The 26,414-nt window shown below is 41.0% G+C and carries 26 protein-coding genes; 18 read left to right on the top strand and 8 right to left on the bottom strand.

Annotation, left to right across the window (positions count from 1 at the left end):
- Positions 1 to 462 (bottom strand): redoxin domain-containing protein, encoded by a 462-nt coding sequence (locus B5X60_RS11545; RefSeq protein ID WP_079702842.1) that lies wholly within the window; start codon positions 460 to 462, stop codon positions 1 to 3.
- 154 nt (positions 463 to 616) lie between these two features.
- Between B5X60_RS11545 and B5X60_RS11540 the strand changes: the two genes are divergently transcribed.
- The 5 genes from B5X60_RS11540 (at position 617) to B5X60_RS18315 (ending at position 3,238) form a co-directional block, all read left to right on the top strand.
- On the top strand, positions 617 to 1,192 hold the full coding sequence (locus tag B5X60_RS11540; protein ID WP_079702841.1) for a Crp/Fnr family transcriptional regulator: 576 nt from the start codon (positions 617 to 619) through the stop codon (positions 1,190 to 1,192).
- A 104-nt stretch (positions 1,193 to 1,296) separates the two neighbouring features.
- A complete protein-coding gene (locus B5X60_RS11535; protein WP_079702840.1) occupies positions 1,297 to 1,737 on the top strand; it encodes a carboxymuconolactone decarboxylase family protein in 441 nt (146 codons plus the stop codon).
- Between the two features lie 100 nt (positions 1,738 to 1,837).
- The gene (locus B5X60_RS11530; protein WP_079702839.1) at positions 1,838 to 2,314 is read left to right on the top strand and encodes a nucleoside deaminase; all 477 of its coding nucleotides are present in this window, start codon (positions 1,838 to 1,840) and stop codon (positions 2,312 to 2,314) included.
- 76 nt (positions 2,315 to 2,390) lie between these two features.
- On the top strand, positions 2,391 to 2,999 hold the full coding sequence (locus B5X60_RS11525; RefSeq protein ID WP_079702838.1) for a superoxide dismutase: 609 nt from the start codon (positions 2,391 to 2,393) through the stop codon (positions 2,997 to 2,999).
- Between the two features lie 71 nt (positions 3,000 to 3,070).
- On the top strand, positions 3,071 to 3,238 hold the full coding sequence (locus B5X60_RS18315) for a hypothetical protein (RefSeq protein WP_170878440.1): 168 nt from the start codon (positions 3,071 to 3,073) through the stop codon (positions 3,236 to 3,238).
- On the opposite strand, the gene B5X60_RS11520 is transcribed toward B5X60_RS18315, so the two are convergent.
- On the bottom strand, positions 3,239 to 4,174 hold the full coding sequence (locus tag B5X60_RS11520) for a LysR substrate-binding domain-containing protein (protein ID WP_079702837.1): 936 nt from the start codon (positions 4,172 to 4,174) through the stop codon (positions 3,239 to 3,241).
- A gap of 118 nt (positions 4,175 to 4,292) precedes the next feature.
- Between B5X60_RS11520 and rluF the strand changes: the two genes are divergently transcribed.
- On the top strand, positions 4,293 to 5,048 hold the full coding sequence (gene rluF / locus B5X60_RS11515) for a 23S rRNA pseudouridine(2604) synthase RluF (protein ID WP_221406239.1): 756 nt from the start codon (positions 4,293 to 4,295) through the stop codon (positions 5,046 to 5,048).
- Between the two features lie 51 nt (positions 5,049 to 5,099).
- Here the strand turns inward: rluF and glmS are convergent, their stop codons facing one another.
- From glmS to B5X60_RS11500, 3 genes are all read right to left on the bottom strand, one after another.
- Complete coding sequence (glmS, locus tag B5X60_RS11510; RefSeq protein WP_079702836.1) at positions 5,100 to 6,935, bottom strand: glutamine--fructose-6-phosphate transaminase (isomerizing); 1,836 nt, start codon at positions 6,933 to 6,935, stop codon at positions 5,100 to 5,102.
- 69 nt (positions 6,936 to 7,004) lie between these two features.
- Positions 7,005 to 8,387: a DUF4270 domain-containing protein gene (locus B5X60_RS11505; RefSeq protein WP_079702835.1), complete on the bottom strand. Its 1,383-nt coding sequence runs from the start codon at positions 8,385 to 8,387 to the stop codon at positions 7,005 to 7,007.
- Positions 8,388 to 8,474: 87 nt separating this feature from the next.
- Positions 8,475 to 9,299, bottom strand: a complete 825-nt coding sequence (locus B5X60_RS11500; protein ID WP_079702834.1) for a glycogen/starch synthase — start codon at positions 9,297 to 9,299, stop codon at positions 8,475 to 8,477.
- 147 nt (positions 9,300 to 9,446) lie between these two features.
- On the opposite strand from B5X60_RS11500, the gene panC reads away from it, so the two are divergent.
- The 6 genes from panC (at position 9,447) to B5X60_RS11470 (ending at position 16,388) form a co-directional block, all read left to right on the top strand.
- The gene (gene panC, locus B5X60_RS11495) at positions 9,447 to 10,292 is read left to right on the top strand and encodes a pantoate--beta-alanine ligase (RefSeq protein WP_079702833.1); all 846 of its coding nucleotides are present in this window, start codon (positions 9,447 to 9,449) and stop codon (positions 10,290 to 10,292) included.
- 3 nt (positions 10,293 to 10,295) lie between these two features.
- Positions 10,296 to 11,282, top strand: a complete 987-nt coding sequence (locus B5X60_RS11490; RefSeq protein WP_079702832.1) for a lysylphosphatidylglycerol synthase transmembrane domain-containing protein — start codon at positions 10,296 to 10,298, stop codon at positions 11,280 to 11,282.
- A gap of 1 nt (position 11,283) precedes the next feature.
- Complete coding sequence (rfaE2, locus tag B5X60_RS11485; RefSeq protein ID WP_079702831.1) at positions 11,284 to 11,778, top strand: D-glycero-beta-D-manno-heptose 1-phosphate adenylyltransferase; 495 nt, start codon at positions 11,284 to 11,286, stop codon at positions 11,776 to 11,778.
- Between the two features lie 85 nt (positions 11,779 to 11,863).
- Positions 11,864 to 13,003 (top strand): acyl-CoA dehydrogenase, encoded by a 1,140-nt coding sequence (locus tag B5X60_RS11480; protein WP_079702830.1) that lies wholly within the window; start codon positions 11,864 to 11,866, stop codon positions 13,001 to 13,003.
- A 13-nt stretch (positions 13,004 to 13,016) separates the two neighbouring features.
- The gene (locus tag B5X60_RS11475) at positions 13,017 to 14,261 is read left to right on the top strand and encodes a peroxiredoxin family protein (RefSeq protein WP_079702829.1); all 1,245 of its coding nucleotides are present in this window, start codon (positions 13,017 to 13,019) and stop codon (positions 14,259 to 14,261) included.
- A 3-nt stretch (positions 14,262 to 14,264) separates the two neighbouring features.
- Entirely contained in the window at positions 14,265 to 16,388 is a 2,124-nt protein-coding gene (locus B5X60_RS11470; RefSeq protein WP_079702828.1) for a M1 family metallopeptidase, read from the top strand.
- A gap of 75 nt (positions 16,389 to 16,463) precedes the next feature.
- On the opposite strand, the gene B5X60_RS11465 is transcribed toward B5X60_RS11470, so the two are convergent.
- Positions 16,464 to 16,808, bottom strand: a complete 345-nt coding sequence (locus tag B5X60_RS11465; protein WP_079702827.1) for a phage holin family protein — start codon at positions 16,806 to 16,808, stop codon at positions 16,464 to 16,466.
- 32 nt (positions 16,809 to 16,840) lie between these two features.
- Here B5X60_RS11465 and B5X60_RS11460 point away from each other — a divergent pair, with 32 nt between their 5' ends.
- The 6 genes from B5X60_RS11460 to B5X60_RS11435 all read left to right on the top strand — a co-directional run bounded on the left by B5X60_RS11460 (position 16,841) and on the right by B5X60_RS11435 (position 24,412).
- Positions 16,841 to 17,293: a hypothetical protein gene (locus tag B5X60_RS11460; RefSeq protein WP_079702826.1), complete on the top strand. Its 453-nt coding sequence runs from the start codon at positions 16,841 to 16,843 to the stop codon at positions 17,291 to 17,293.
- 450 nt (positions 17,294 to 17,743) lie between these two features.
- A complete protein-coding gene (rimP, locus tag B5X60_RS11455; RefSeq protein ID WP_079702825.1) occupies positions 17,744 to 18,208 on the top strand; it encodes a ribosome assembly cofactor RimP in 465 nt (154 codons plus the stop codon).
- A gap of 31 nt (positions 18,209 to 18,239) precedes the next feature.
- Positions 18,240 to 19,475, top strand: a complete 1,236-nt coding sequence (nusA, locus tag B5X60_RS11450; protein WP_079702824.1) for a transcription termination factor NusA — start codon at positions 18,240 to 18,242, stop codon at positions 19,473 to 19,475.
- A gap of 159 nt (positions 19,476 to 19,634) precedes the next feature.
- The gene (infB, locus tag B5X60_RS11445) at positions 19,635 to 22,634 is read left to right on the top strand and encodes a translation initiation factor IF-2 (protein WP_079702823.1); all 3,000 of its coding nucleotides are present in this window, start codon (positions 19,635 to 19,637) and stop codon (positions 22,632 to 22,634) included.
- Positions 22,635 to 22,726: 92 nt separating this feature from the next.
- On the top strand, positions 22,727 to 23,530 hold the full coding sequence (locus B5X60_RS11440) for an FkbM family methyltransferase (protein WP_079702822.1): 804 nt from the start codon (positions 22,727 to 22,729) through the stop codon (positions 23,528 to 23,530).
- Positions 23,531 to 23,539: 9 nt separating this feature from the next.
- A complete protein-coding gene (locus tag B5X60_RS11435; RefSeq protein WP_079702821.1) occupies positions 23,540 to 24,412 on the top strand; it encodes a glycosyltransferase in 873 nt (290 codons plus the stop codon).
- Here B5X60_RS11435 and B5X60_RS11430 read toward each other — a convergent pair.
- Together B5X60_RS11430 and B5X60_RS11425 are read right to left on the bottom strand one after the other, a co-directional pair.
- The gene (locus B5X60_RS11430) at positions 24,404 to 25,372 is read right to left on the bottom strand and encodes a glycosyltransferase family 2 protein (protein WP_407641466.1); all 969 of its coding nucleotides are present in this window, start codon (positions 25,370 to 25,372) and stop codon (positions 24,404 to 24,406) included. The genes B5X60_RS11435 and B5X60_RS11430 overlap by 9 nt on opposite strands.
- A complete protein-coding gene (locus tag B5X60_RS11425; protein WP_221406238.1) occupies positions 25,356 to 26,414 on the bottom strand; it encodes a glycosyltransferase family 4 protein in 1,059 nt (352 codons plus the stop codon). The genes B5X60_RS11430 and B5X60_RS11425 overlap by 17 nt, the downstream gene beginning before the upstream one ends.

The following is a 26,414-nucleotide window of genomic DNA, read 5'->3' as shown; positions in this document are numbered from 1 at the left end:
TTAATTATTATTCATTGCCTCCAACGCGTCCATAATACCATCGGCTCCAGGGTTAACGCCTATTGGCGACAAGTAAGCCCATCTGATAATTCCTTCTTCATCAATTACATACAATCCCCTCCTACTTTCGCCGTTGTTGTCGTCATAGACTTCATAAAGCCTTGAGACTTCTCCTTTTGGCTCAAAATCGGATAACAGAGGAAAATGAAGTTTCCGGTCTGAACTGAATGATAGATGACACCATTTTCCATCAACCGAAATTCCAATCAATTGGGCATTAAGTTTTGAAAAATGACTAAGCATTTCATTGTATAGAGCCATCTGGTCCCCACATACCGGGCTCCAATCGGCCGGATAGAATGCAAGGATAACCCGTTTTCCTTTAAAATCGCTCAGGCTGACTTTTTGATCTGGGGTAGCAAATAAACTGAAATCGGGTGCTTGTGTTCCTGTTGCTAGCATGTTTTTTATTGTACTTCAAGTTAAGGTTTTTGAGTATAGGATATTGTCATCCACCAAAATATTTTTCTATTTATTGAGGAAAGGTCGCAGAAAGGCAAAATTGTTTTGATGCTGGTCACATAAGGTGTTACATTAGCTTCATTTCAAACTTGCCATGTCAGAAATCCTTAGACAACATCTTAAAAAATTCGTTGCGCTTGATGATGGAGATTTTTCGTCTGTTCTTAAGTACTTTAGAATACTCCATTTCAAAAAGAAAGAGAACCTTTTAACCGAGGGGGAGGTGTGCAGATCAAATTTTTTCGTGGCCAGGGGTTGTTTGCGTATGTTTTTCATAGATGAACAAGGCATTGAAAAAACAACTCAGTTTGCACTAGAGCATTGGTGGCTGGCTGATTATTTTTCGTTTCAAAAACAACAAAAATCGCACTTTAATATTCAGGCTGTAGAAAACTCCGAGGTTTGGGCTCTGAACTTTCATGCTCAAGAACAATTGTTGAGTGATTTTCCTCAAATGGAGCGATATTTTCGCCTCGTGCATCAAACTGCACATGCGGCGTCACAGGTTAGGCTAAGGTATGTCTATGACTTGTCAAAAGAAGAATTGTATCGTTATTTCAGCAATAATTTTCCAGAGTTTATACAGCGCGTTCCTCAATATCTACTCGCCTCTTACTTGAATATGACCCCTGAATACCTAAGTGAGTTAAGAGCAAAAATCACTTCTTAAACCAGTTTAAGTTTTTTCAATTTACCTTTCCCCATTTTTGAATTAATAATTCACAGGGCAAATTTCTATTGTCCCGAAAAATAAACGAGTAATAACGAAATATCATGAACAAAAGATTAAGTATTGCAGAAATTGAACCTGAAGCTTTCAAAGCGATGTACGCTTTAGTCAACTATTTAGCTACAACTAAAGTTTCTAAATCACATATCAATCTCTTGAAAATCCGGGCCTCGCAAATTAACGGGTGTGCCTATTGTTTGGATATGCACACTAAGGAAGCATTGAAAAATGGAGAAAGCAATCAACGAATTTTTTTGCTGAATGCGTGGAAGGAAACAAGCCTGTTCACCGACGAAGAAAAAGTGGTATTGGCAATCACAGAAGAAGTTACCTTAATTAATAAGCACGGTTTATCTGATAAAACATACCAGCAAGCAATCGAGCTTTTTGACGAAAACTATATAGCACAATTAATCATGGCAATTGTAACGATTAATGCATGGAATAGAATTTCTATAAGTTCTCAAACAGAAGTTCCAAGGTAGTTTAGGTTTGTTGCACAATGAAATATTGGAGCGAATTCTTTCCTCGCGTGTGTTAATTTCATGGCTTGATTACTAAAAAAAACTAGCCTAGCTTTGAAACATGAAATACATCAGTTTTACTGACGAGCCCGGGATAGCACCGGATGAGTTCTTTATGCGAGAGGCATTCAAGGAGGCTGAGAAAGCATTGGAGTTCGACGAAGTTCCTATCGGTGCCGTAATTGTTCATAATGGACGAATCATTGGTCGGGGGCACAACCTTACTGAACAGCTTAATGACGTTACGGCTCATGCCGAGATGCAGGCATTTACTGCAGCCGCTAACTATACCGGTGGAAAATATTTAAAGGATTGCACTTTATATGTCACCATTGAGCCGTGTGTAATGTGTGCTGGTGCTTCCTATTGGACCCAGATCAGTAAAATTGTTTTTGCCGCCCATGACGAAAAACGAGGTTTTACCAGGATAAAGCAGCGCATAATTCATCCGAGAACGGAGTTAACAAGTGGCATTATGGCCGATAAGGCAGCGCAGCTGATGAAAGAGTTCTTTCTTGCAAAGCGCAATAAATCGTGACATGGAATTGAAGAATTTCCAACATTCCAGACTTATATTTGTTTAATTAATATTGTTAAACTTAAAATTAAATCACATGGCATTTGAACTACCTGCGTTGTCGTATGCGACGGACGCTTTAGAACCACATATTGATAAAGCAACTATGGAAATCCACCATGGTAAACACCACCAGGCATATGTTGACAATTTAAACAAAGCATTGGCTGGTACGGATGGTGAAAATCAAAGTATCGAAGATATACAGAAGAATGTGTCGAAGTATCCGGCTGCAGTAAGAAATAATGGAGGCGGTCACTTTAATCATAGTCTTTACTGGTCTGTTATGGCTCCAAATGCTGGAGGCTCTCCTACAGGCGAGCTGGCGAAAGCCATAGATGATGCCTTTGGATCTTTCGATGAGTTCAAAAAGAAATTTGCGGAAGCCGGCACAACTAGATTTGGTTCAGGATGGGCCTGGTTGAGTGTTGGGAGTGACGGAAAAGTGCAGGTTAGCTCTACGCCGAACCAGGATAATCCATTAATGGACGTTGCCGAAGTGAAAGGAACACCAATACTTGGCATGGATGTTTGGGAACATGCATACTACCTGAAATATCAGAATAAGCGTCCAGATTATATCGCTGCTTTCTGGAATGTTATAGATTGGAATGCTGTTTCTGATCGGTACGCTAAAGCAAAATAAAAACAACAGTATAAAACTTTATTAAAAAAGTGATGTATTAAAGAAGTACATCACTTTTTTAATTTCAGATCATGAGAAAATTATATTCAGTAGTTGCTCTACTTGCTATCACATTGCTAAGCAGCTGTGAACTTGCAGGTGATATTTTTGAAGGCGGGGTTTATGTTGGAATATTCATTGTAGTAATCTTTGTCGCTTTAGTACTTTGGCTATTGTCCAAGTTCAGAGGAAGAAGCTAATTAAAAGATATCCAGAATTTCCTTTTTCTTTTTACTCTGCATTCGTTTGGGTATTGCATGGAGAATTTCTTGTTCCAGTATGGAGATTAGTTTTTTCTTGAGAAAATTCCTGTGAGTCACGATACTGATTTCGCGGGTTGGTTCTGGGGATTTAAAATAGCGAACCCGGTCTAGCTGCTTTACAGAAAAATCGGACATTGAAAGCTCCGGAAGTAGCGTAATACCTTTGTCCATATCGACCATTCTCTTTAATGTTTCGATACTGTCTGTGTTATATTCAAATGGCTTTGCCTCATCAGAACGTTCCCGATTACAAATATTCAAGATCTGGCTTCGCATGCAATGACCTTCATTGAGCAGCCATAAATCATCCAGGTCAATATCTTTCGGGTCAAGGTTTTTCTTCGAAATAAGAGGACTGGATTTTGATATATACGCAACGAACGACTCGTAGAAAAGGGGATTTTCATTTATACTTTTATCTTTAATAGGAGTTGAAAGTATTCCGCAGTCCAGCAAGCCATTCTTAAGCTCATGGATGATTTGTTCGGTTGTATATTCCCAAACGATCAATTGAACCATAGGATATTTATCCATAAATGCAGATATAACTTTTGGCATTAAGTAGGGAGCCATCGTTGGAATTATCCCTATTTTTAATTCCCCTTCCACACCTCCTTTTCGATTATTGATAAGTTCCTTCACCTTATAGCTTTCTTTTAAAACTATCCTCGCTTGCTCTAAAATTTCGATACCGATTTCGGTTGGCATTACAGGTTGTTTGCTTCGATCAAAAAGAATCACTCCTAAAGCTTCTTCCAATTTTTGAACCTGCATACTCAAGGTTGGCTGGGTAACAAAGCATTTTTCAGCAGCTGCCCCGAAACTTCTGTAAGTATCAACAGCTACGATGTATTCTAATTGGACTAAGGTCATACCATAGATTTTATCTATGCAAAGATATACATTATTGATTTCAGCAATAGGACGAGTGCCTCTGGTATTATAAAATCATCATACCTTTGTATTTAAAATCGTATGGTCTTGTCGAGAAATGATGGAGGAAATAAAATCTACCAGGATTAACAAATATTTAAGTGAGATTGGATACTGTTCAAGAAGAGCCGCAGACGCTTTAATCCTCCAGAAAAGAGTGACCATTAATGGTTCGGTTCCAGAGATGGGGACTAAAATAGTACCTGGCGATATTGTTAAAGTTGATGGAAAACTAGTAACTGCTCCGGATGAAAAACACGTCTATATCGCTTTTAATAAGCCTATTGGAGTTGTTTGTACTACAGATACAAAAGTCGAGAAGAATAATATTATCGACTACATTAAATATCCCAAAAGGATATTCCCTATTGGTAGACTGGATAAGCCGAGCGAAGGCTTAATTCTTCTTACCAGTGATGGGGACATCGTCAATAAAATCCTGAGGGCTCGAAATAATCACGAGAAGGAATATGTCGTGATTGTCAATAAGCCTATCACAGAGCAATTTTTAAAGACGATGCGAAGTGGAGTTCCAATTCTTGATACGGTGACAAGAGAGTGCAAAGTGGAACAGCTTGACAAGAACAGTTTTAAAATTACTCTTACACAAGGGTTGAATCGTCAGATTCGTCGTATGTGCGACTACCTTGATTATAAAGTAGTAAAATTGAAAAGAGTTCGTATTATGAACGTTCGTTTGGATCTGCCATTGGGAAAATGGAGATACTTGAGCGATGTGGAAATGACTGAAATTAACCGGTTGATCGCAACATCGTCTAAAACTCATTTTGATGTAGAAGATTTCTCGGAATAAATGAACTGAGGGCTGAAGCCTCGGTTAAGACCTCAGACCTCCAATTCAATTTTATTCTACCGTCACAGACTTTGCAAGATTTCTAGGCTGATCAACATTACATCCACGCAGCACAGCAATATGATATGAAAGTAGCTGAAGCGGGATAGTTGCAAGCAGAGGTAAGAAAATTTCGTCAGCATCAGGAATCTCAATCGTGTAATCCGCCATGTTTTTAACTGTGGTATCTCCCTCAGTTACTATTGCTATCACCTTTCCTTTTCTCGCTTTCACCTCCTGAATATTACTGATAACTTTTTCATACGACGAATTTTTAGTGGCGATGAATACCACCGGCATTTCTTCATCGATCAAGGCTATAGGACCGTGTTTCATCTCCGCAGCTGGATAACCTTCGGCATGAATATAGGAGATTTCTTTGAGCTTCAATGCACCTTCCAGTGCTACAGGAAAGCCACTTCCTCTTCCCAGGAACAAGAAATTTCGGGCGTCTTTAAATTGTTCAGACATCACCCGGATAGTATCATTCGATTTGAGGCACTGCTCCACTAGGGAAGGGATATTGTCAAGTTCTGTCAACAGATGTACTAACTTGCTGTTTGATATTGTACCCCTTTGTTGAGCCATGTATAAAGCCATCAAAGTTAGAACTGTAACCTGAGCTGTAAACGCTTTAGTTGATGCTACCCCAATTTCAGGTCCTGCGTGTGTATAAACACCAGCATGACTCAATCTCGGAATTGAAGCACCTACTACATTACAGATACCGAAAATAGTAGCCCCTTTTTCCTTTGCTAGTTCAATTGCTGCCATCGTATCAGCGGTTTCACCCGATTGAGAAACGGCAATTACAATATCCTTTTCTGAAATTATCGGATTTCGGTAACGAAACTCGGAAGCATATTCCACTTCCACAGGTATCCGTGCACATTCTTCTATTAAATATTCACCAACTAGTCCTGCATGCCAGGACGTCCCACACGCTACAATAATAATGCGGTCAACGTTTTTTAATTTGTCGGCATACTCTTTAATTCCCCCGAGTTGCACAAGCCCCTTTGTAGGATAGATCCGGCCGCGCATACAGTCTTTGATTGATCTCGGCTGCTCATAAATCTCTTTAAGCATGAAATGATCAAAGCCTCCCTTTTCAAGCATTTCCAGCTTCAACTCGAGTTCCTGAACATAAGGGATTCGAACCTTATTGTCAATTGTTTTGATAAGAAGATCGTCCCGACGAATATAAGCGATCTCATTATCTTTAAGATATATTACCTCTTTCGTGTATTCAATTATTGGGGATGCATCTGATGCAATGAAATATTCGTTTTTGCCAACACCAAGCACCATGGGACTTCCTTTCCGCGCTGCGATAAGTTCATCAGGGTCGTTCTTATCCATTATAACGATAGCATAAGCCCCAATTACTTCATTTAGTGCAATGCGGACGGCTTCTCTAAGATCAAGACCCGTTTGATTCTGGATATCTTCAATAAGATGAATAAGCACTTCAGTATCGGTGTCGCTGCGGAAAGTGTGCCCACGTGATACTAATGTCTCTTTCAGCGTTGAATAGTTTTCAATGATGCCGTTATGGATTATTGCGAGGCGCTCATCACCCGAGGTATGAGGATGGGAATTTCTATCTGATGGTTCACCGTGAGTTGCCCATCGGGTGTGTCCCATCCCAATTTTGCCGCTAAGGTCTTTCCCCTCAACAGATTCTTCGAGATCGCTTACTTTACCAGCTTTTTTATAGATTTTAAGACCATTATCTATCACAGCTACTCCAGCACTGTCATATCCTCGATATTCCAGTCTGTGCAGTCCTTTAATAACAATAGGCCAGGCTTCACGAAAGCCGATGTATCCAACAATTCCACACATTTTTTTAGGGGTTAAATGCCGAAACTACTGAAAATCGAACAAAAAAGAAGAGCTCTTTGTTTTTAGTGCCTAATTTATTTTGCTGTAGAAAATATTAAGCTTCATTTTGTACGTTACCCCGCTTTTTCCACTCCCAATAACAGCTCTGGAAGCTGTGGTACCAGAAGCAACCGGACCGGATTGACGACTGTAATTGACACTTACAGGAGCGATAAACGTATCGTATTGTTTAGAAGTTCCCTTGAGGATGTCCTGTAGGAAAGTAGTGACAACAAACTTGTAACGTTTATTCGTAGTGTCGTAAAAGCCACCGAAGTCGAAATCTGTCAGTCCTACCAACGGGTTAGTTCCAAAATCAGGAATAAACTGGCGCTGGCTAGCGATATCGGTAGTATACAATAACAAACGCGGAGATGGTTTATAATTATCAGTTCCGTCAACTACAGTTACAACGAGTTCTGCTTTATTTATAGTAATATTCCCGAGTGCTTTCAGTTTATCAAGATTCGGAAACCTGATTTTTGTACGCAGACCACCAAGTCCTTGGACATAGGTAACATCATATTGAGTAGTAGGATTGTTTAGTTGCGTTTGAACAGGAGTGCCTGTGTAATCATGTGTAAAGTTAGCTGCCACTGGCTCGCTGCCATTCAAAATCGGGAATGATAATAGCGTAGTGTCAATAGCTGTTCCGTTTGTATTTTTGTAATAAACGTCTAGTCTGCTAGAATCCGTAAGATTTAAGAATGCTATTCCCCCTGGGCCCGAACTCTGGGCCTCATTAACCTTCAAATGAAGACCTTTTATAAATTTCATGAATAAAGCCTGAGTGCTGAAATTCGCAGGTGCAGCATTTATGAAATTGCTATTAATAAAAGATGGACTTAACGGAATCCTGATTTGAGGTGCTTTAGTTTTAATTACGTCTGGTTTGCCTGTGATGATCTCATTGACCTTAACACTATCTCTTCGACGTATTGTTACCAGCTTACTGCCAATAACAGCAGAGTTTACGTTAAATATAGAGTTGTTATAGTAAGCTTTACTTTTGTTTAACTGATCAGCAAGTTGGCGTACTTCTATTTGGAATTTGGATGTACTATCACCATAAAATTCATCACCGTAATGCAACACAAGAACTGCCGAATCTAACACTGGTGCCGTTCCAAATGTTGTGTTGCTATTAACCATTGTCAATGACAGGGCAATGTTAGCTGCTGTTTTTCCAAAAATGGGATCATTAAAATAGCCGAGCGGGTATTGAGTCAGCGTATTCGTAAGAATCGAATCTTCACGTACTGTTGATGACCTTACAGTAACGGTGTCGATGAATGTCCCACTAATTCCGGTCGACGGATCAACATCAAGACCTATCGAATCCGTGTTTTGACAGGCACTTAAAATAAAAAGACTTATCAACAGCGTTAATAAGTCCAGTTTGTATAATTTCATCTGTGATAATTTGTTTTAAAAGCCTTAGGAACGAAAAATAACAATCACGCTTCACGCGACTGTCCAACGTTCAATGGCGATACACCCTTAAGCTAATGAGACAAGCTCTTCGTTAGCTATTTCTTCGTAAAGGTTGTAATAATTTTCGAAATCTGATGTCAGATTGAACTCCAGAGTCGGTTTATTGCCTTTTTTAACAAACTTTAACACTTCATCATTAATGGTTTCACTCGCATAAACCACTGCATCTGAATAAGAAATAGCACCCAGGTTTAATGCTGTATTAGTAGCAGCAGTATAAATCTCGGTGTTTTCAGCATCCATTCCGCTCATGATTGCTTTAGTTGCAAAAGCCGGATTCAGGTTACTTGTAAATCCGTCATCATATACAGAGTACACTACCTTTGAATTCTTAAATGTAGGATCGTCTTTATAAATAGTTTTCAAGTAAGCAGGAACTAAAGAGCTCATCCAACCATGGCAGTGAACAACATCAGGGGACCATCCCAATTTCTTAACTGTTTCTAACGCCCCTTTGCAAAAAAATATGGTGCGCTCATCGTTATCCTCGTAAAATTTGTTGCTACCGTCAGCAAAAACATGCTTCCTCTGGAAGTATTCTTCATTATCAAGGAAATACACCTGCATGCGGGCTGAAGGAATAGATGCAACCTTAATTATCAATGGGTTGTCGTTATCATTAATAATAATATTCATCCCTGACAGACGAATTACTTCATGCAGCCTGTTACGTCGCTCATTGATATTACCAAACCGGGGCATTAGGATACGGATCTCAAATCCCTTGTCCTGCATAGCCTGTGGAAGTTGGCGTGTGATCTCAGAAATTTTGGTTAGTTCAAGGAAAGGCGACATCTCATGCGTAATAAAAAGAATCTTCGTTTTTGCCATCTCCAATTTGATTAAATTAAGGGTTAAGAAAAGTTTTCGAACAGCAAAGGTAAGCAAAATGTTATGAATTATCAACGATTTACGCAAGTTGTTTTGGTGGTATTTAAGTATTTAACCATTTTTGGACTCAATTAAGAGATATATATTTTGGAAATTTTCAGGACTCGGGCTGAGGTTCGCAATTATTTGGAACAAGTGAAGCCTGAGGGTCATTCAGTTGGTTTTGTACCAACGATGGGCGCCTTGCACCAGGGGCATTTATCATTGATAGAGGCGGCAAGGAATAAAACTGATCTTGTTGTGTGCAGCATTTTTGTTAATCCGACTCAGTTTAACGATAAAAATGACTTGGCGAACTATCCAAGGCCTATCGAGGACGATATTCATAAGCTTAGGGAAGCACACTGTGACGTTCTCTTCCTTCCTGAGGTGGGTGAAATGTACAATAGCGCAGACAAATGGAATATAGAGCTTGAAAACCTCGACAATATTCTTGAAGGCGAGATCCGGCCTGGACACTATCATGGTGTCACGCAGATTGTAAAAAAGCTATTTGATATAATAAGTCCCGACTATGCGTTTTTCGGGCAAAAGGATTTTCAGCAATTTGTGGTGATCTCATTTATGGTAAAAAAGCTCGGCCTAAAGGTTAAATTAATAATGTGTCCTATTGTTCGGGAGAAGGACGGTCTGGCAATGAGCTCTAGGAATGTTTATCTGTCTCAAGAGGACCGGCAGCATGCCCTTGCTTTATTCAAGTCATTAAGCAAGGCGAAGGCTGACTTTGATACTATGAGCATTTCAGAACTCAACCGGAACGCAATGGACTATCTCTCAAACGCCCCGGGAATTAAAACTGAGTATTTTGAAATTTATAATGCTGATACATTTGAACCAACAACTTCTAAAGCGACAGAAAAGGTTATTGCTCTGGTTGCAGCCCGGGTTGGTAAGATTCGCATCATCGACAACATGATTTTAAATAAAAACTAAGCATTGAAACAACTTATACCAGTCATTAAGTATATACTGTTGCTGGTCGTCGGCGTCACCTTGCTGATCATTGCTTTTAAAGGTCAGGATGTTGACCAACTTATTTCGGATTTAAAGCAGGCAGACTATAAATGGGTTGTTGCATCACTAATAGCCTGCTTTGTAGCACACATTTTAAGGGTTTTCCGTTGGCGGATGATGATCGCCTCCCTGGGTCATGGAACACCCTCGCTATTGAACACATTCTATGCGGTGATGATCGGCTATATGGCTAATGTAGCATTTCCAAGAATGGGTGAGGTTTCCCGTTGTGGAGTAATTACAAAAACGGATAATATTCCGATAGTCAAGCTTATCGGAACTGTTATAGTCGAACGAATTGTTGATTTACTTATGCTTGCAATAGTCATGGCATTGGGTATCATACTTCAGTTTGACCTGCTGTCAGAATTCCTATACGAAAATGTCCTGGTCAAACTAAATGGTAGTGCCGGAAATCTTACAGTACTTGTATTTGCGGGTATCATCTTAGTCTTAGCAGTATTTTTTCTTTACCTACTGATGAAAAAGAAAAAACTGGGTATCAGGAACCGGATTTACAATTTCTTCATGGATGTTAAAAGCGGAATTTTATCAGTTAAGGATCTCGAAAACAAGGGAAGCTTTGTGCTAAGCTCAGTCCTGATCTGGTTTCTGTATGGCTTTTCAACTTATCTCTGCTTCTTTGCCCTCGATACTACATCCGGACTTGGTGTTCTCGCTTCACTTTCTGTGTTGGTATTTAGCAGCCTGGGAATGATCGTACCCGTGCAGGGCGGGATCGGTGCATTTCATTATATGGTATCAGAAGGTCTTCTGGTCTATGACATCCCGAAGGCCGAAGGACTTGCCTACGCCTTGCTTATCCATTCATCACAAACACTTTTAGTCCTCGTCATAGGAGCTATTAGTGTAATTTTGCTGATGATTAAATCATCCAAACGTTCGTAAAATGGCAAAGCTTAATAATATTTCGGAAAAGATCTTTAATCAGGAGCAGCTGAAGGCACGCCTTAATGTGTGGCGGCTGCTGGAAAAGAAGATAGTATTCACCAACGGATGCTTCGATCTAATTCATCTGGGGCATATTGATTATCTCGCCAAAGCGGCCGATTTAGGAGACAAGCTAATTGTAGGGCTCAACTCTGACAAATCAACCAGCGACATTAAAGGTCCTAACAGACCGATAACCGATGAGCGCTCGAGAGCGTACATTCTAGCGTCCATGTCTTTTATAGATGCAGTAATTTTATTCGACGAAGAAACTCCCATAAACCTGATCAGGCTTGTTAATCCCGATGTCCTTGTTAAAGGTGCCGACTATACGATAGACCAGATAGTAGGTTCCGATATTGTGATTCAAAATGGCGGCAATGTTCAAACACTCGAGTATCTTCCCGGTTATTCTACTACACTGATTGAGAAAAAAATCAAGTCTCTACAATAATTTAGGCGTAATTAACATTCTTAATTTTCATTTACAGTATTATATAGCTGGTAAAGATTATTTTTGTTGACTTAACCAATTATTTATGTATTTCGAATTTTCAGAGGAACAGCTAATGATCCGGGATGCGGCACGGGATTTCGCAAATACGGAATTGAAACCCGGTGTGATCGAGCGCGACGAACATCAAAAGTTTCCAGCTGAGCAGGTGAAGAAGCTGGGCGAACTTGGTTTTTTGGGCATGATGGTAGACCCGAAATATAATGGTTCCGGACTTGATACGGTTTCTTACGTGCTTGCTATGGAAGAGCTTTCAAAAATAGACGCATCCGCATCCGTTGTAGTATCAGTTAATAATTCCCTGGTATGTTTCGGACTTGAAAAATATGGTTCTGAAGAGCAAAAGGAAAAATATTTAAAACCTCTGGCATCAGGCGAAAAGATTGGGGCGTTTTGTTTGTCGGAGCCTGAAGCCGGTTCTGACGCAACCTCTCAACAGACAAGTGCAATAGATATGGGCGACCATTATCTATTAAACGGAACAAAGAATTGGATAACAAATGGAAGCTCGGCATCCACCTATCTTGTAATAGCACAAACAAATCCGGCAAAAAGACATCAGGGCATTAATGCACTTATAGTTGAAAGGGGAATGGAAGGATTCACCATTGGGCCGAAGGAAAATAAACTTGGGATACGTGGTTCAGACACTCATTCACTGATGTTCTCGGACGTCAAAGTGCCTAAAGAAAACCGGATAGGCGAAGAAGGATTTGGATTTAAATTTGCTATGAAGACTCTTGAAGGCGGGCGTATTGGAATCGCCTCGCAGGCTTTGGGAATTGCTTCTGGTGCTTATGAACTTGCCCTCGGGTATTCCCAGGAACGTAAGGCATTTGGTAAACCTATTTCTGGTCATCAGGCTATCCAGTTTAAACTTGCCGATATGGCAACAGAAATTGAAGCTGCCCGCATGCTTTGTCTTAAAGCTGCATGGTTAAAAGACCAGGGATTGCCCTATGCACAGGCAAGCTCGATGGCTAAGCTCTATGCATCGCAGGTTGCAATGAAAGTCACGGTTGAAGCTGTACAGATACACGGCGGTTATGGTTTTGTGAAAGAATATCACGTTGAACGTTTAATGCGCGACGCAAAGATCACTCAGATCTATGAAGGAACATCGGAGATCCAGCGTATCATTATTGCCCGTGAAATATTGAAATAGTAAAAATTGTAAGATGAAGTTTACCCTGAACATAAGCTCAGTATTCCTTGTACTTATTGCATTTGCATCTTGTAAATCATCTGATCAGGAAATGAAAAGCGGGATTTGGCGGGCGGTACTCAAAACGAATTCGGCAGCAGAGATCCCTTTTAATTTCGAAGTAATCGATTCTGCAGGCGCCAAGTACATCAATATAATTAATGGAGAAGAAAGATTCCGTGTGGATGAGATTTCATTCACATCTGACTCAGTCTTCATTAAAATGCCCCTTTTCGATTCTGAGATCAAAGCTAAAAACAAAGGCAGCGTATTATCTGGCCAGTGGATCAAACATCTGGCAGACAGTGATGCGGTTATGGCCTTTGATGCCAGAGCTGGCGATGACTGGCGTTTCTTCAAGGCGAGTAAAAGTCAGGAAGCAAATATTAGTGGCCGCTGGTCAACTACATTTACAAGTCTCGATTCAGCTGATACAACTATTGCGGTAGGAGAATTCAGAAACGATAACGGACGTTTGTTAGGGACTTTTTTAACCAGTACCGGCGATTACCGTTTCCTTGAAGGAACCGTGTCTGACAATAAACTGTATCTATCCTGCTTTGACGGGGGACATGCATATCTATTTACTGCTAATGTATTGAATGATAGTACCATTACTGATGGTAAATTCTACTCCGGATATGCCGGTGTAGAGAACTGGAATGCCAGGAAAGACGAGAATGCCATACTTCCTGATGCGTACTCGCTAACCGCATTGAAGAAGGGATATAACAAGATTGACTTCACCTTTCCCGCCTTAGACGGCCGCAAGGTTTCAATTCTAGACGAGAAGTATAAAAACAAAATAGTGCTTGTTCAGTTCCTCGGATCCTGGTGCCCGAATTGTATGGATGAAACAGCTTACCTCGTCCCCTTTTATAATAAGTACAAGGATAAAGGGGTGGAAATCATTGGGCTTGCTTATGAGCGAACTAAAGACTTTGAACGTTCAAGGAAGAACGTAAGTCGTTTACGTGACAGGTTTAATGTACCCTATGAGATGCTCATAACCGGTTATACAAATGACAAAGCCGAAGTGGCGACAAGCATACCGATGCTGAATAACTTTGAAGCTTTTCCCACTCTCATGATCATCGACAAAAAAGGGGTGGTTAGAAAGATTCATACTGGCTTTAGCGGTCCGGGAACAGGTGAATATTACACAAAATTTGTGCAGGAGTTTGAGCAGACTATAGATGACCTGCTTGCCGAAAAGTAAGTTATGAGAACAAAATATATGATATGCTGCCACCTCGTGGCGGCATTTTTTCTAATGGGATGTTCAACACCCAAGTTGGTAAATCTAGATCCCATAACAGTTAGTGAGAACGCTGCGGGTGTTAATATCTATCGCGGCAGCTATACTAAGCTCACTGACATTATTAATACAAAGCTTGATTTGAGCTTTAGCTGGGACAGTGCCTACGTTTATGGTAAAGCTACAATACATGCTAAGCCGTATTTCTACCCGTCCGATGAGATCATACTGGATGCCAACGGATTTCGTATCAATTCCATTGCCTTGGTTAAAAAGGATGATCGCCAGCCCTTACGTTACACCTATAATGGCAAGAAACTCAGCATTAAGCTGGATAAAAGTTATACAAGGGACCAGGACTACACAATCTTTATAGATTATGTTGCCATGCCCAACAAGTTAAAGATTGGTGAAGATATTGCATCAGCCGGAGATCGCGGCTTTTACTTCATTAACAAAGACGGTAAAGACAAGGATAAGCCCAGACAAATTTGGACTCAGGGAGAAACCGAATGTAATTCTAATTGGTTCCCTACGATAAATGGTCCGCAGGAAAAGATGACCCAGGAGATCAACATCACTGTTCCAAATGAATATGTCAGCCTATCGAATGGCTCTCTTGAATATAGTACGCTCAATGGAAATGGAACTCGCACTGACAGCTGGAGACAAGAGCAGCCGCACGCCACTTACCTGACCATGATTGCCGTCGGAAACTTTGTGATAACGAAAGATAAATGGCGGGATAAGGAAGTTAGCTATTATACAGAGCCCGCCTTCGCATCAACTGCAAGACTTGTTTTCGGTAAGACACCCGAGATGATCGAATTCTTCTCGAAAAAGCTTGGTGTGGATTATCCATGGGATAAATACTCACAGATCGTTGTCCGGGATTTTGTCAGCGGGGCAATGGAAAATACCACCGCCACTGTATTCTTTGACAGGATGAATATGTCGCCTGGCGAATACCTTGACGAAAATCACGAAGACATTATTTCTCACGAACTATTTCATCATTGGTTTGGCGACCTGGTTACAGCTGAATCATGGTCGAATCTTCCATTGAACGAGTCGTTTGCGACTTACGGCGAGTATTTGTGGGATGAACACAAGTATGGAAGAGAGACAGCGGACCTAAAAGGACTGGAAGATCTTTCGGCATATCTGGGCGGCGACCGGAAAGTTAACCCAGATGTTATCCGCTTTGACTATGCCGACCGTGAGCAGATGTTCGATGAGATAAGCTACCAAAAGGGTGGGCGAATTATCCATATGTTGCGAAAGACAGTTGGTGACGACGTGTTTTTTAAAGCCCTTAATCTATATTTAACGAGACACGCCTATAAAAGTGTAGAGATTCATGACCTACGCCTGGCTTTTGAGGAAGTCAGCGGAATGGATTTAAATTGGTTCTTCAATCAATGGTTCCTGGCATCGGGCCATCCATCACTCAATATTCAAAGTAATTACAACCCTGAAAAAAAGGAAGTGTCAGTCACAATCAACCAAAAGCAGGATCTTTCTAAATTCCCTCTCTACCGCATCCCGATAGCCGTTGATGTTTACTCGGGAGGTAAGGTAGAACGCAAGGAGATTGTCTTAGACAAAAAGGATCAGACCTTTATATTTCCTTCGGCTATAATGCCCGATCTTATTAATACCGATGCAGAGAAATATATTCTTGGGGAGAAGGTGGACAATAAAACATTAAATCAGAATATCTTCCAGTATCGCAATGCACCATTATTTATGGATCGTTTTGAAGCAGTACGGAATATGCTTCAAATGAAAAACGAAGCACCAGCACGAGCAACCCTCATTGAAGCTTTTAAGGATAAAAACTGGTTTATAAGAACTGCTGCATTGTCTGTTTTTGATAAACTGACCACCGACGAACAGAAGTCTGTTTATGAACAGATTAGAGGGATTGCATTGAAAGATGAGGTATCGCTTGTACGGGCAGCCGCCGTTAATATTTTAGGCAAGTTTTACAGTTCACAAAACAACCGTGATATTTATGATATCACGAAAAAGGACAAAGCTCCAAGCGTAGTTAAGGCTACTGAGGATATTATTGGAAAGCAGTAATGTTTAAGAGGTAATCTATTAGTGAGGTAATCAATAATCAGTCAGCACTGATTACTGATTACCGATTACTCTTCTTTAGTTTCTATCCGAACCTACCGCTGAGAATACCATATTCAGCAATGATAAGAGGATCGCAAAAAGCAGTGCTGAGAAAAACCCGGTAGTATTAAAGCTATCCATCAGGTTATCCACCAATAGGACCATCAGTACTGTAATGATGAAAGACATTAGTCCCAGTGTCAGAAAATTGATAGGAAATGTTAGAATACGAAGAATGGTTCCGATAGTCGCATTTGCCAAAGCGATAAGAACTCCAGCGATAATGGCACTCCAAAAGCCATCTACATTTACTCCAGGGAGCAAATAAGCGGCAAGGGCAACTGCCAAGCCCATTAATAAAATTTCAATGATAAGTCTCATAATTATTAGCTTAGGTTTAAAATCATGTAACCATGAAGTTGAAACATCTGTTTTACATTAAGGCAATTATTTTTCTAACACTAATCGGTTGCGGCGGGACCGAAACACCCAAAACAGCTAATTCTGGGATAAAGCTGAGGCTATCAGCGGACAGTTCAGCAGTTGAACTTTTTAACATTCCCTTAAATATTACCGAGGAATTGCGTGCAGATTCCCTGGGATCTGAGCAGTGGAAAGACTTCTTTGCAGTTTATGAAGAAATCGCGGACAAGGAAATGAGGGATTTTCAACCCGCAATAGACGGATCATATAACGTAACCGATAGCCTGGTGGAATTTATTCCTGCGGGCGGCTTCACAAAAGGCAAGGCGTACTTTTCGCGCTGTTATACCAAAGACCTGCTGGAAGAGCCTGAAGATATAATTTCAAAGCGAGACCTTTCTCCCACAGGCGGTTTTCTCGAGTTCACATTCAAAATTAAGTGATCCTTACCATCAGCTAACTCCAACGTACTTCATTTTGTCTGTAATTATCACCGATGCTCACGTTCTAGGCAGATAATATCGCGAAGAGCTGTTTAATCTATTTGTAAAACGCCAGTATTTTGTGTCCGGTAAAATTCGGTTAACCGGAGATTAAATGATTCCTGTTTCCGAACCTGTCCCATAAACAAAGGAGCAGTTAAATATTGTATTTTTATTAAGGTAATTTCAACGGCAAATGAACGGCAAATGAACGGTTAATGAACGGCAAATGAAATACCTTTGGCATTCTCTAACAGGTGTAAATAAGGATGTTACTATCGCGATAAGCAAAACATCAATTTGTAAACACAAATTGTTTTATTATATTTGCATCCGATCTGAGAAGAGCCCCGACATTATCGGGGCTCTTTTTTTACCTTACCGTTTTCGGGCGGCGACAAAAAAGGGGTTATGAACATAGAGAAGAGGGTTATTGAACTGGTAGAAGAAAAGATTGCGGATCGTCCGGATCTGTTCCTGGTCGACGTTCAGATGAGCGGCGGGGGAGTTCTTTCTATACTGGTAGATGGTGATAAGGGGGTAGCGATTACAGATTGCGTGGCAATAAGCCGCCATGTTGGTTTTCATCTGGAAGAAGAGAATACCATTGAGCAAGCCTACAATTTGGAAGTTTCTTCTCCGGGTCTGGACACACCTTTAAAATCTTTAAGGCAGTATCAGAAAAATATAAACCGTTCGTTGAGTGTGAAGCTCTCTGACGGAACAAAGCGTGAGGGTAAGCTGATCTCAGCCGACGATTCAGGCATTACGATAGAAGAAAACATTAAAGAAAAAGGGAAGAAAGCAGTTTTGGTTCAGAATGCAATTCCTTTTAATGATATAACAGAAACAAAAGTTTTAGTGAGTTTTAAATAATGTCAGTCTCGGACTGACCAATTCAATAAAAATGAGCAATATTAATTTAATCGATTCATTCCAGGAGTTCAAGGACTTCAAGAATATTGACCGTCCTACGGTTATTAGTGTGTTGGAAGAAGTATTCCGCAGCATGTTGCGTAAGCGATACGGCAACGATGAGAATTGTGACATAATCGTTAATCCGGATAACGGGGATTTGGAAATCTGGCGTACGCGTACTGTAATGGAAGATGGATTTTCTGAAGACGATGATCTGGAGATTGAATTGGCAGAAGCACAGGCAATTGATCCTGACCTGGAAGTAGGCGATGATTATATTGAGCAGATTACGCTGGAGAGCTTTGGCCGCAGGGCGATACTTGCTGCACGCCAGACTCTTGTTTCAAAAATTCTTGAGCTTGAAAAGGATGAGATTTTTAAGAAGTACAAGGATCGCGTAGGCGAGATTGTTACCGGAGAGGTTTACCAGGTTTGGAAGAAAGAAACTCTTGTTTTGGATGATGAAGGCAATGAGCTTTTACTCCCTAAAACCGAACAGATTCCTGCCGATTACTTCAAAAAAGGAGATTCTGTACGCGCGATAATCGACAAAGTTGAGATGTTGAACGGCAACCCTAAGATCATTATTTCACGTACTGCACCAGAGTTCTTGCAACGCCTGTTCGAGATGGAAGTTCCTGAGATCTTTGACGGATTAATAACCATCAAGAAGATTGTCCGCGAGCCAGGAGAGCGCGCTAAAGTTGCAGTTGAATCATATGATGACAGGATCGATCCGGTTGGCGCGTGTGTGGGTATGAAGGGTTCAAGGATCCATGGAATTGTGCGTGAATTGAAGAATGAAAATATTGACGTTATAAACTACACTAATAATATTTCCTTGTATATCCAGCGTGCTTTAAGTCCTGCGAAGATCACAAGTATCAAGCTTGATGATGAGGAAAAGCGGGCAGCTGTTTACTTAAAACCAGATCAGGTTTCCCTGGCTATCGGCCGTGGTGGACACAACATCAAGCTAGCTGGTAAATTAACAGGATACGAGATTGATGTATACCGTGAAGCACATGAAGACGATGAAGATGTGGATATCGAAGAATTCTCAGACGAAATCGAAGGTTGGATCATCGACGAGTTCAAGCGTGTTGGGCTGGATACAGCGAAGTCAGTTTTAGCATTAACAGTTGATGAGCTGGTAAAACGTACTGATCTGGAAGATAACACAGTGAAGGATGTAATGGAAATCCTAAGATCTGAATTTGAGTAAAAAGTTTTACGTATTGCGTTATACGTAATACGTTAACTTAGTATAATAAGATGTCGAGAGTACGTAGGAACGAATCTTGATACATGATACTTGATTCTTGATACTGAAACAAAGAAAAAACCGTACTTTTGTACTAAAATAAGCGAGGTTAAATAATAAATGTCAGAAGGTAAAAGCACAAATTTACTTAAAACTGCGAAGGAGCTGAATATCGGTTTATCTACAGCGGTTGAGTTTTTAGGGAAAAAGGGCTTCAAAGTCGAAGCCCGTCCGAATACTAAGCTCACCGATGAGATGTATGAAGTTCTTTTAAAGGAGTATCAGGGTGATAAGATCGTAAAGGAAGAGGCCAAACAAATTGTGATTGGTAAGATCCGTCGCGATGATCTGCCTGTTACACCCGAAAGAGTTGAGCAACCGACACGTTCAAAGGATTTTGAACAAGAGGAGATCCTGATCAAAAATGTAAGTTCTTATACTCCGCCGATAGTTGAAAAGCCAAAGCCTGCTCCGGCAGAAGCGGCGGCTGAGAAACCAAAGGCGGATGATGGTGCATTGCCAGGGGTCAAGATTGTTGGAAAGATCAATTTAGATGATCTGAATTCAAAGACACGCCCTGATAAAAAACCTTCAGAGGCAGACAAACCAGCTGCGGAAATTAAGCCTGAAGTTCCTGCAGCCCCAAAAGCTGCCGAGCCGGTAAAGTCTGAAGAACCTAAAGCGCAGCCCGCTGCTGAGCCAGTTAAAGAAGTTGAGAAACCTGCAGAAGCTGTACAGCCTGCTGCAGAAGTTGAAAAAGCTCAGCCAGCTGCGGAATCAGTAACAGCACCAGCAGAAGACAAACAAGAAAACAGACCCAATACTCAGGAGGGAAACCCCGATGCAACGGTAATACGTGCAAAGGCTGAGCGATTAACCGGTCCGAATGTTATTGGAAGGATTGAGTTGCCAGTTAGTCCTGCACGTCGTGGCCAACCGGTAGCTTCTTCATCCAGTGCAGCAGGTGCCGATCATAAACGCAAACGCAAACGTAAAGATAATGCTCCTGGTCAGCCAGGTCAGGCTACTCAGCCAGGTCAACAGCCTGGTGCTCGTCCAGCCTCAGCTCCCGGAGCAGGTGGTGGCTATCAGGGTAACCGCCCGGATTTCAGAAATACACGTCCCGGGCAGGGCACAGCCGGAGGTGGCGTACGTCCCGATTTCAGGAACAAGCCACGTACTGACAGCGGCCCTAAAGCTGAACCAACCGATAAAGAAATACAAGACCAGATTAAAGCTACACTTGCTCGTTTGAGCGGTGCGGGTAAATCGGGGAAATTTGCACAGCGTGCTAAACTTCGTCGCCAGAAGCGTGATGATGTAGCCCAAACTGCGGAAGAAGCAGCGATGGAGCTGGAAATGCAATCCAAGACCATTAAGGTTACGGAGTTTGTTACGGCAAATGAGTTAGCATTAATGCTTGACGTTCCTGTTACACAGATCATCTCGACCTGTATGAGTCTTGGAATGTTCGTTTCTATCAATCAAAGATTAGATGCAGAAACTCTTACTATCGTTGCCGATGAGTTTGGCTATGAAGTAGAGTTTGTTAAACCAGAAGATGAAGAAATTGGTCTGCTTGAAGAAGCTGACGAGGAAGGCTCATTAATTCCAAGAGCGCCGATTGTTACTGTAATGGGACACGTCGATCATGGTAAAACTTCACTCCTGGATTTTGTACGTAAGACAAACGTTATTGCCGGAGAGGCGGGGGGAATTACCCAGCACATTGGTGCTTACGAAGTAACCCTCGAAAACGAACGCAAAATTACATTCTTAGATACACCGGGTCACGAAGCCTTTACGGCGATGCGGGCGCGTGGTGCTAAGGTAACCGATATTGCAATTATCGTAATTGCGGCGGATGATAGTGTGATGCCACAAACACGGGAAGCTATTAATCACGCTCAGGCAGCAAACGTTCCAATCGTATTTGCATTTAGTAAGGTGGATAAACCCGGTGCCAATTCTGATAAGATCCGCGAACAGCTTTCAGCTATGAACATTCTGGTTGAAGACTGGGGCGGTAAATATCAAAGTCAGGAAATCTCTGGTAAAACCGGAGCGGGTATCGACCTTCTTTTAGAGAAAGTATTGCTTGAAGCTGATCTTCTTGAGCTTACTGCAAACCCTGATAAACGTGCAGTCGGTACTGTGATCGAAGCAGCACTTGACAAAGGTCGCGGTATAGTTACAACAGTTCTAATTCAGGCAGGCACGCTAAGGGTCGGAGATCCGATTCTTGCCGGAGGTTATTCAGGAAGAGTAAAAGCTTTGCACAATGAGCGTGGAGTTAAGGTAGACCATGCCGGACCGTCAACACCTGTACAGGTTTTGGGTATGCAGGGAGCACCAACATCAGGTGATAAGTTTAACGTGATGGAAAGTGAAGTTGAGGCTCGTCAGGTTGCAAACAAGAGACTACAATTACAACGCGAACAGGGATTACGTACTCAGAAACACATTACACTTGATGAAATCGGCCGTCGTTTAGCGATCGGTAACTTCAAGGAACTTAACGTGATTGTAAAAGGTGACGTGGATGGATCGATTGAAGCATTGTCCGATTCATTGCTGAAGCTTTCTACTGAGCAGATCCAGGTTAATATTATTCATAAATCAGTTGGACAGATATCGGAGTCGGATGTATTGCTGGCTTCAGCTTCTGATGCAATTATCATTGGTTTCCAGGTTCGTCCTTCGCAAAGTGCGCGTAAGCTTGCTGAAGCTGAGCAGATCGATATCCGTTTATACTCCATTATCTACGATGCAATCAATGAAGTTAAAGCTGCGATGGAAGGTATGCTTGATCCTGAATTTGAAGAGAAAATCACTTCAAACGTAGAGATTCGCGAAGTGTTCAAGATTACTAAAGTTGGTACAATCGCCGGTTGTATGGTCCTTGATGGTAAGATTACCCGTAACAGCAAGATCCGGATCATCCGCGATGGTGTAGTGATCCATACAGGTGAACTGGCATCGCTTAAGCGTTTCAAAGACGATGTTAAAGAAGTTGCTACAGGATACGAATGCGGTTTGAACATCTATAATTTCAACAATATTGAGGTTGGAGATATCGTTGAGTCGTATGAGCAGGTTGAAGTGAAGAGAAAATTATAGTATTGTTTCTATATATTAGAAAAGCGATCTTTTGATCGCTTTTTTTGTTTTAATAAAGGCCTATCTATCAATTCGCCTTAAGGACATAGATTATGTACGGCATAGGAAGAAAATTTAAAAGATATTTCGGTAATCTGAGCTTATCCAGTATCCAAAGGGAGCTCAGCCGCGTAAACAATCAGCCGAGATTCAAGCAAGGATATGCTCGTGTTTTTCATAAGCCATTCCTATACAATGACGGAAAAGGGTTTCACGCTACATACCAGGAGATTTTTCAGAACAATATATATCAGTTTATTCCAAATCCGGACTGTAATGTGATCATAGACTGCGGGGCCAATATGGGCTTGAGTGTATTGTATTTCGCTTTAAACTACCCAAAGCATAAGATTATTGCATTTGAACCGGATCCGTCAATTTTCCAGATCCTTGAGGAGAATGTAAAAACATTTCAGCTTACTAATGTCGTCATTCATAACAAAGCTGTTTGGGATAAAGAAGAGACTCTAACGTTCTTTACTGACAATGGAATGGGAGGCCGGGTGGAGAACCCTTATCCCGATCAGAAGCCAATGATGGTAGAAACTATTCGGTTGAAAGACATACTTAGCACTGATGTAGATCTTTTAAAAATTGACATAGAAGGAGCTGAGGATACTGTAATACGGGATTGTGCGGAAAAGCTTGCGACTGTAAATAACATATTCTTCGAATATCACAATGATCTCAATAAGGAACAAACCTTACATCAATTGCTTGACATCGTTAAAGAACAAGGCTTTCATTACTACATTAAGGATTCTTATACAAGGAAGCGGCCGTTTATAGACACGGAGCTTATTTGTGAAGTGTTTGACATGGCCATTAATGTCTTCTGTTATAAAAATGTCCGGTAGGTACCTATCATGATTTCTATAATAATCTGCTCTGCAAATTCTGAACTCTTAAAGACTCTAAAAAGCAATATAGAAAAGACTATTGGTGTAGAGCATGAGATTATTGCTTATGATAATTCAGATGCTCAGCGAGGTATAAGCGAAGTCTATAATGAAGGAGCACGTGACGCAAAATATAGTATACTTTGCTTCATGCATGAAGATGTTGAACTGAACACGCCAGAATGGGGCGCCCGGGTCCTGGAAGCGTTCGGCGAGAATGAGCGGTTAGGACTTTTAGGCATAGCAGGAAGCAGTTTTAAATCTTATTCTCCGTCGGGCTGGGATAGCACTTGTATGAGAGAGAGGATTAACTTTTCAAATCTCCTCCAGAAGTATAAATATTCCGCGTCAAGAAAAGATGATGCCCTAATAAATAAGTCAGCCAAGAGCACAACTTTGGTAGCTGTAGTTGATGGGGTTTGGTTCTGCAGCAGGAAGGACATACTTTTGGAAATTAAATTTGACCAGCAACTTCTCCGGAAGTTCCATGGTTATGACATTGATATTTCCTTAGCAATCGGACAAAGGTTTGACGTTGCAGTAACCTCCGATGTTTTATTGACTCATTACTCAGAAGGAAACTTCAACAAAGAATGGATAGAGGAAATGCTCCTGCTGCATGAGAAATGGAAACCTCAACTCCCTGTGAATGTAGCCGCGCTAGAGCGTTCTGAAATCATAAAATGTGAGCAACAAGCATTCAAGTCATTCATTACGACTATGCGTAAATCGGGAATCAGCTCGTTAGGTTGTATTCAGGTTTTGAATCGGAGTGGTGTTAGGCGAAAATTCGGTTGGGGTATCTACGCGAGGTTATATCTTAAATGTTTATCAAGATAGCTGCCGGCATTTATAAATCCCAAAACTATCTTTCCTCATGGCATTCAACTTACCCAGATAACCTCTGTGACCACTTTTATAGATTGAAATATTCCTTATCAGGAAAGTGAGCAATTCAAAGGAAAAGAATTGTCCAACCCGGCCTCTTTCTAAAATGATTAATTGCTCAATTAGTTTCCCAAGCTTTGGGGAGATGAAAGGTGCACTACCAAAAATCTTCAACACCTGGATAGAGCCGGCCAGTTTCCTTAATTTTTTATAACGCCTGACCGATTTGGTGTCGGTCTTGTTAAACTTGCGATTTTGCTCTTCGAGTACTGTTTGGTTTGATTCATGAATCCGATAGTAAACCAAAGGCTGTTCAATATAATTTAGTCCCTTCAGATTCATACACACAAATGCAAGCCACCAGTCATGGTAAATGCCTTTGGGGATGGGTAAGGCCTGTGTTAAAACTTCACGGTTGATCATAAGGGTATGACCAGCAAGATAATTGTATAGTATTAGGCTTTCGGGAATTTTTCCGGAAACGAAATGAACTTTATCCGACAATTTAATGCCGGTAAGTATACCGTCATCATTCATAAAAGCGGAATTGTGATAAATCCCCGATAAGCCCCTTATCCCAGCGACCAGGATTTCTATTTTCTCGGGTAACCAAATATCGTCCTGATCTGCCAATGAAATGTATTCGCCTTTACATAGAGCAATTGCATTTCCGAAGTTAGCGGCATAACCTAAATTTTTTTCGTTGCGATGAAAACGTATTATCGGATTGGGTAAGAAAGAGTTGATTATTTGGATTGTATTGTCTGTGGAGTTATCATCCACGATTACTAATTCCAAATTTGGATAGGTTTGTTCTAATATCGAACGCAATTGTTCAGTGAGAAATCTTTCACCATTATAGGTGCACATCGCTATTGAGACGAGGGGTTGACTTTTATGAATACTTTTCAAAATATTCCTCGAGTAAATTAACAGATAGTTGCCAGTTAAAATTATCTAACAGGAAGTTTGTCCCATTCCGTGAAATACTTAATCTTCTCTCACGGTCTTCAATCAGCTTCAAAAGCTTCTCTGTCATGTCTTCCGGATTTTTCACTTGCACCAAAAGTACAGTCTCACCATCAATTGAGTAATCATGGTGTCCCCCAATATCAGTACAGACCACCGCACATCCACAGGCCATAGCCTCCGCGGGCGGAAGAGCCCAGCCTTCGCCAAGGCTGGGGGAAAAAAATATTGCATTCCGATTATACAAAGCTCTAAGATCTGTTGGCTTATAGTTAAAAGTAATCCATTCCGGCAGGTTTCCCGGATTTTTAAAAATGCTGAATAATTCGATTTTAAGATCTGATCTTAGCTTCTTCAACTTATATAAAGCATCCATACCAAATGAAGTTCCTTTACGCGGTTCCTCAGAGTAAAGCATACAGATCGTCGCATCACTCCTCTTTTCAGGATCAATTTCAATTTTAAATTTGTCAAGATCGATAGCGTTCGGCAAATAAAGAGGCCTCTTACCCGAAACATCTTCTAATAATTTTGAAAGATACCTGGCTATCACCAGGTGCACCGAAGGTAGATGGTATGACTGATGTACTAATTCAGTATTTCCTTTCCAGATTTCGTAATCCTGTATGAGATTAAATTTATTACCCTTGGAAGGCGATAGCTTGTCAACCATAAAAGCAAGTCCCCACCATGTAGAAAATACTACATCTCCATCTTTAATAGTACTGTTAGTCACATCCGCAACAATCCTGCTTTCAACAGATTCATGAAACTGAAACCAGGATGGCTTTTCCTGATTTTTTAGTTTAAAAAGAAGTACTCTCAAAGCGACGGGTAAAAAATTGGGTCTTTCATACCTGGTCGCAGAGTGGTAGATAGTAACCAAATGATTGCGCTTAGCAAGTTCATTAGCATATTGGTACATTATCTTTATTCCTCCAATAGGCTTGGTAGCTACAAAGGGTAGGATAATATTCACTTTCAT

This window comes from Daejeonella lutea (genome assembly GCF_900168015.1).
Classification (GTDB): Bacteria; Bacteroidota; Bacteroidia; order Sphingobacteriales; family Sphingobacteriaceae; genus Daejeonella; species Daejeonella lutea.
Note: the sequence above shows the minus strand (reverse complement) of the source record. Positions and strands in the feature narration are given on the sequence as shown.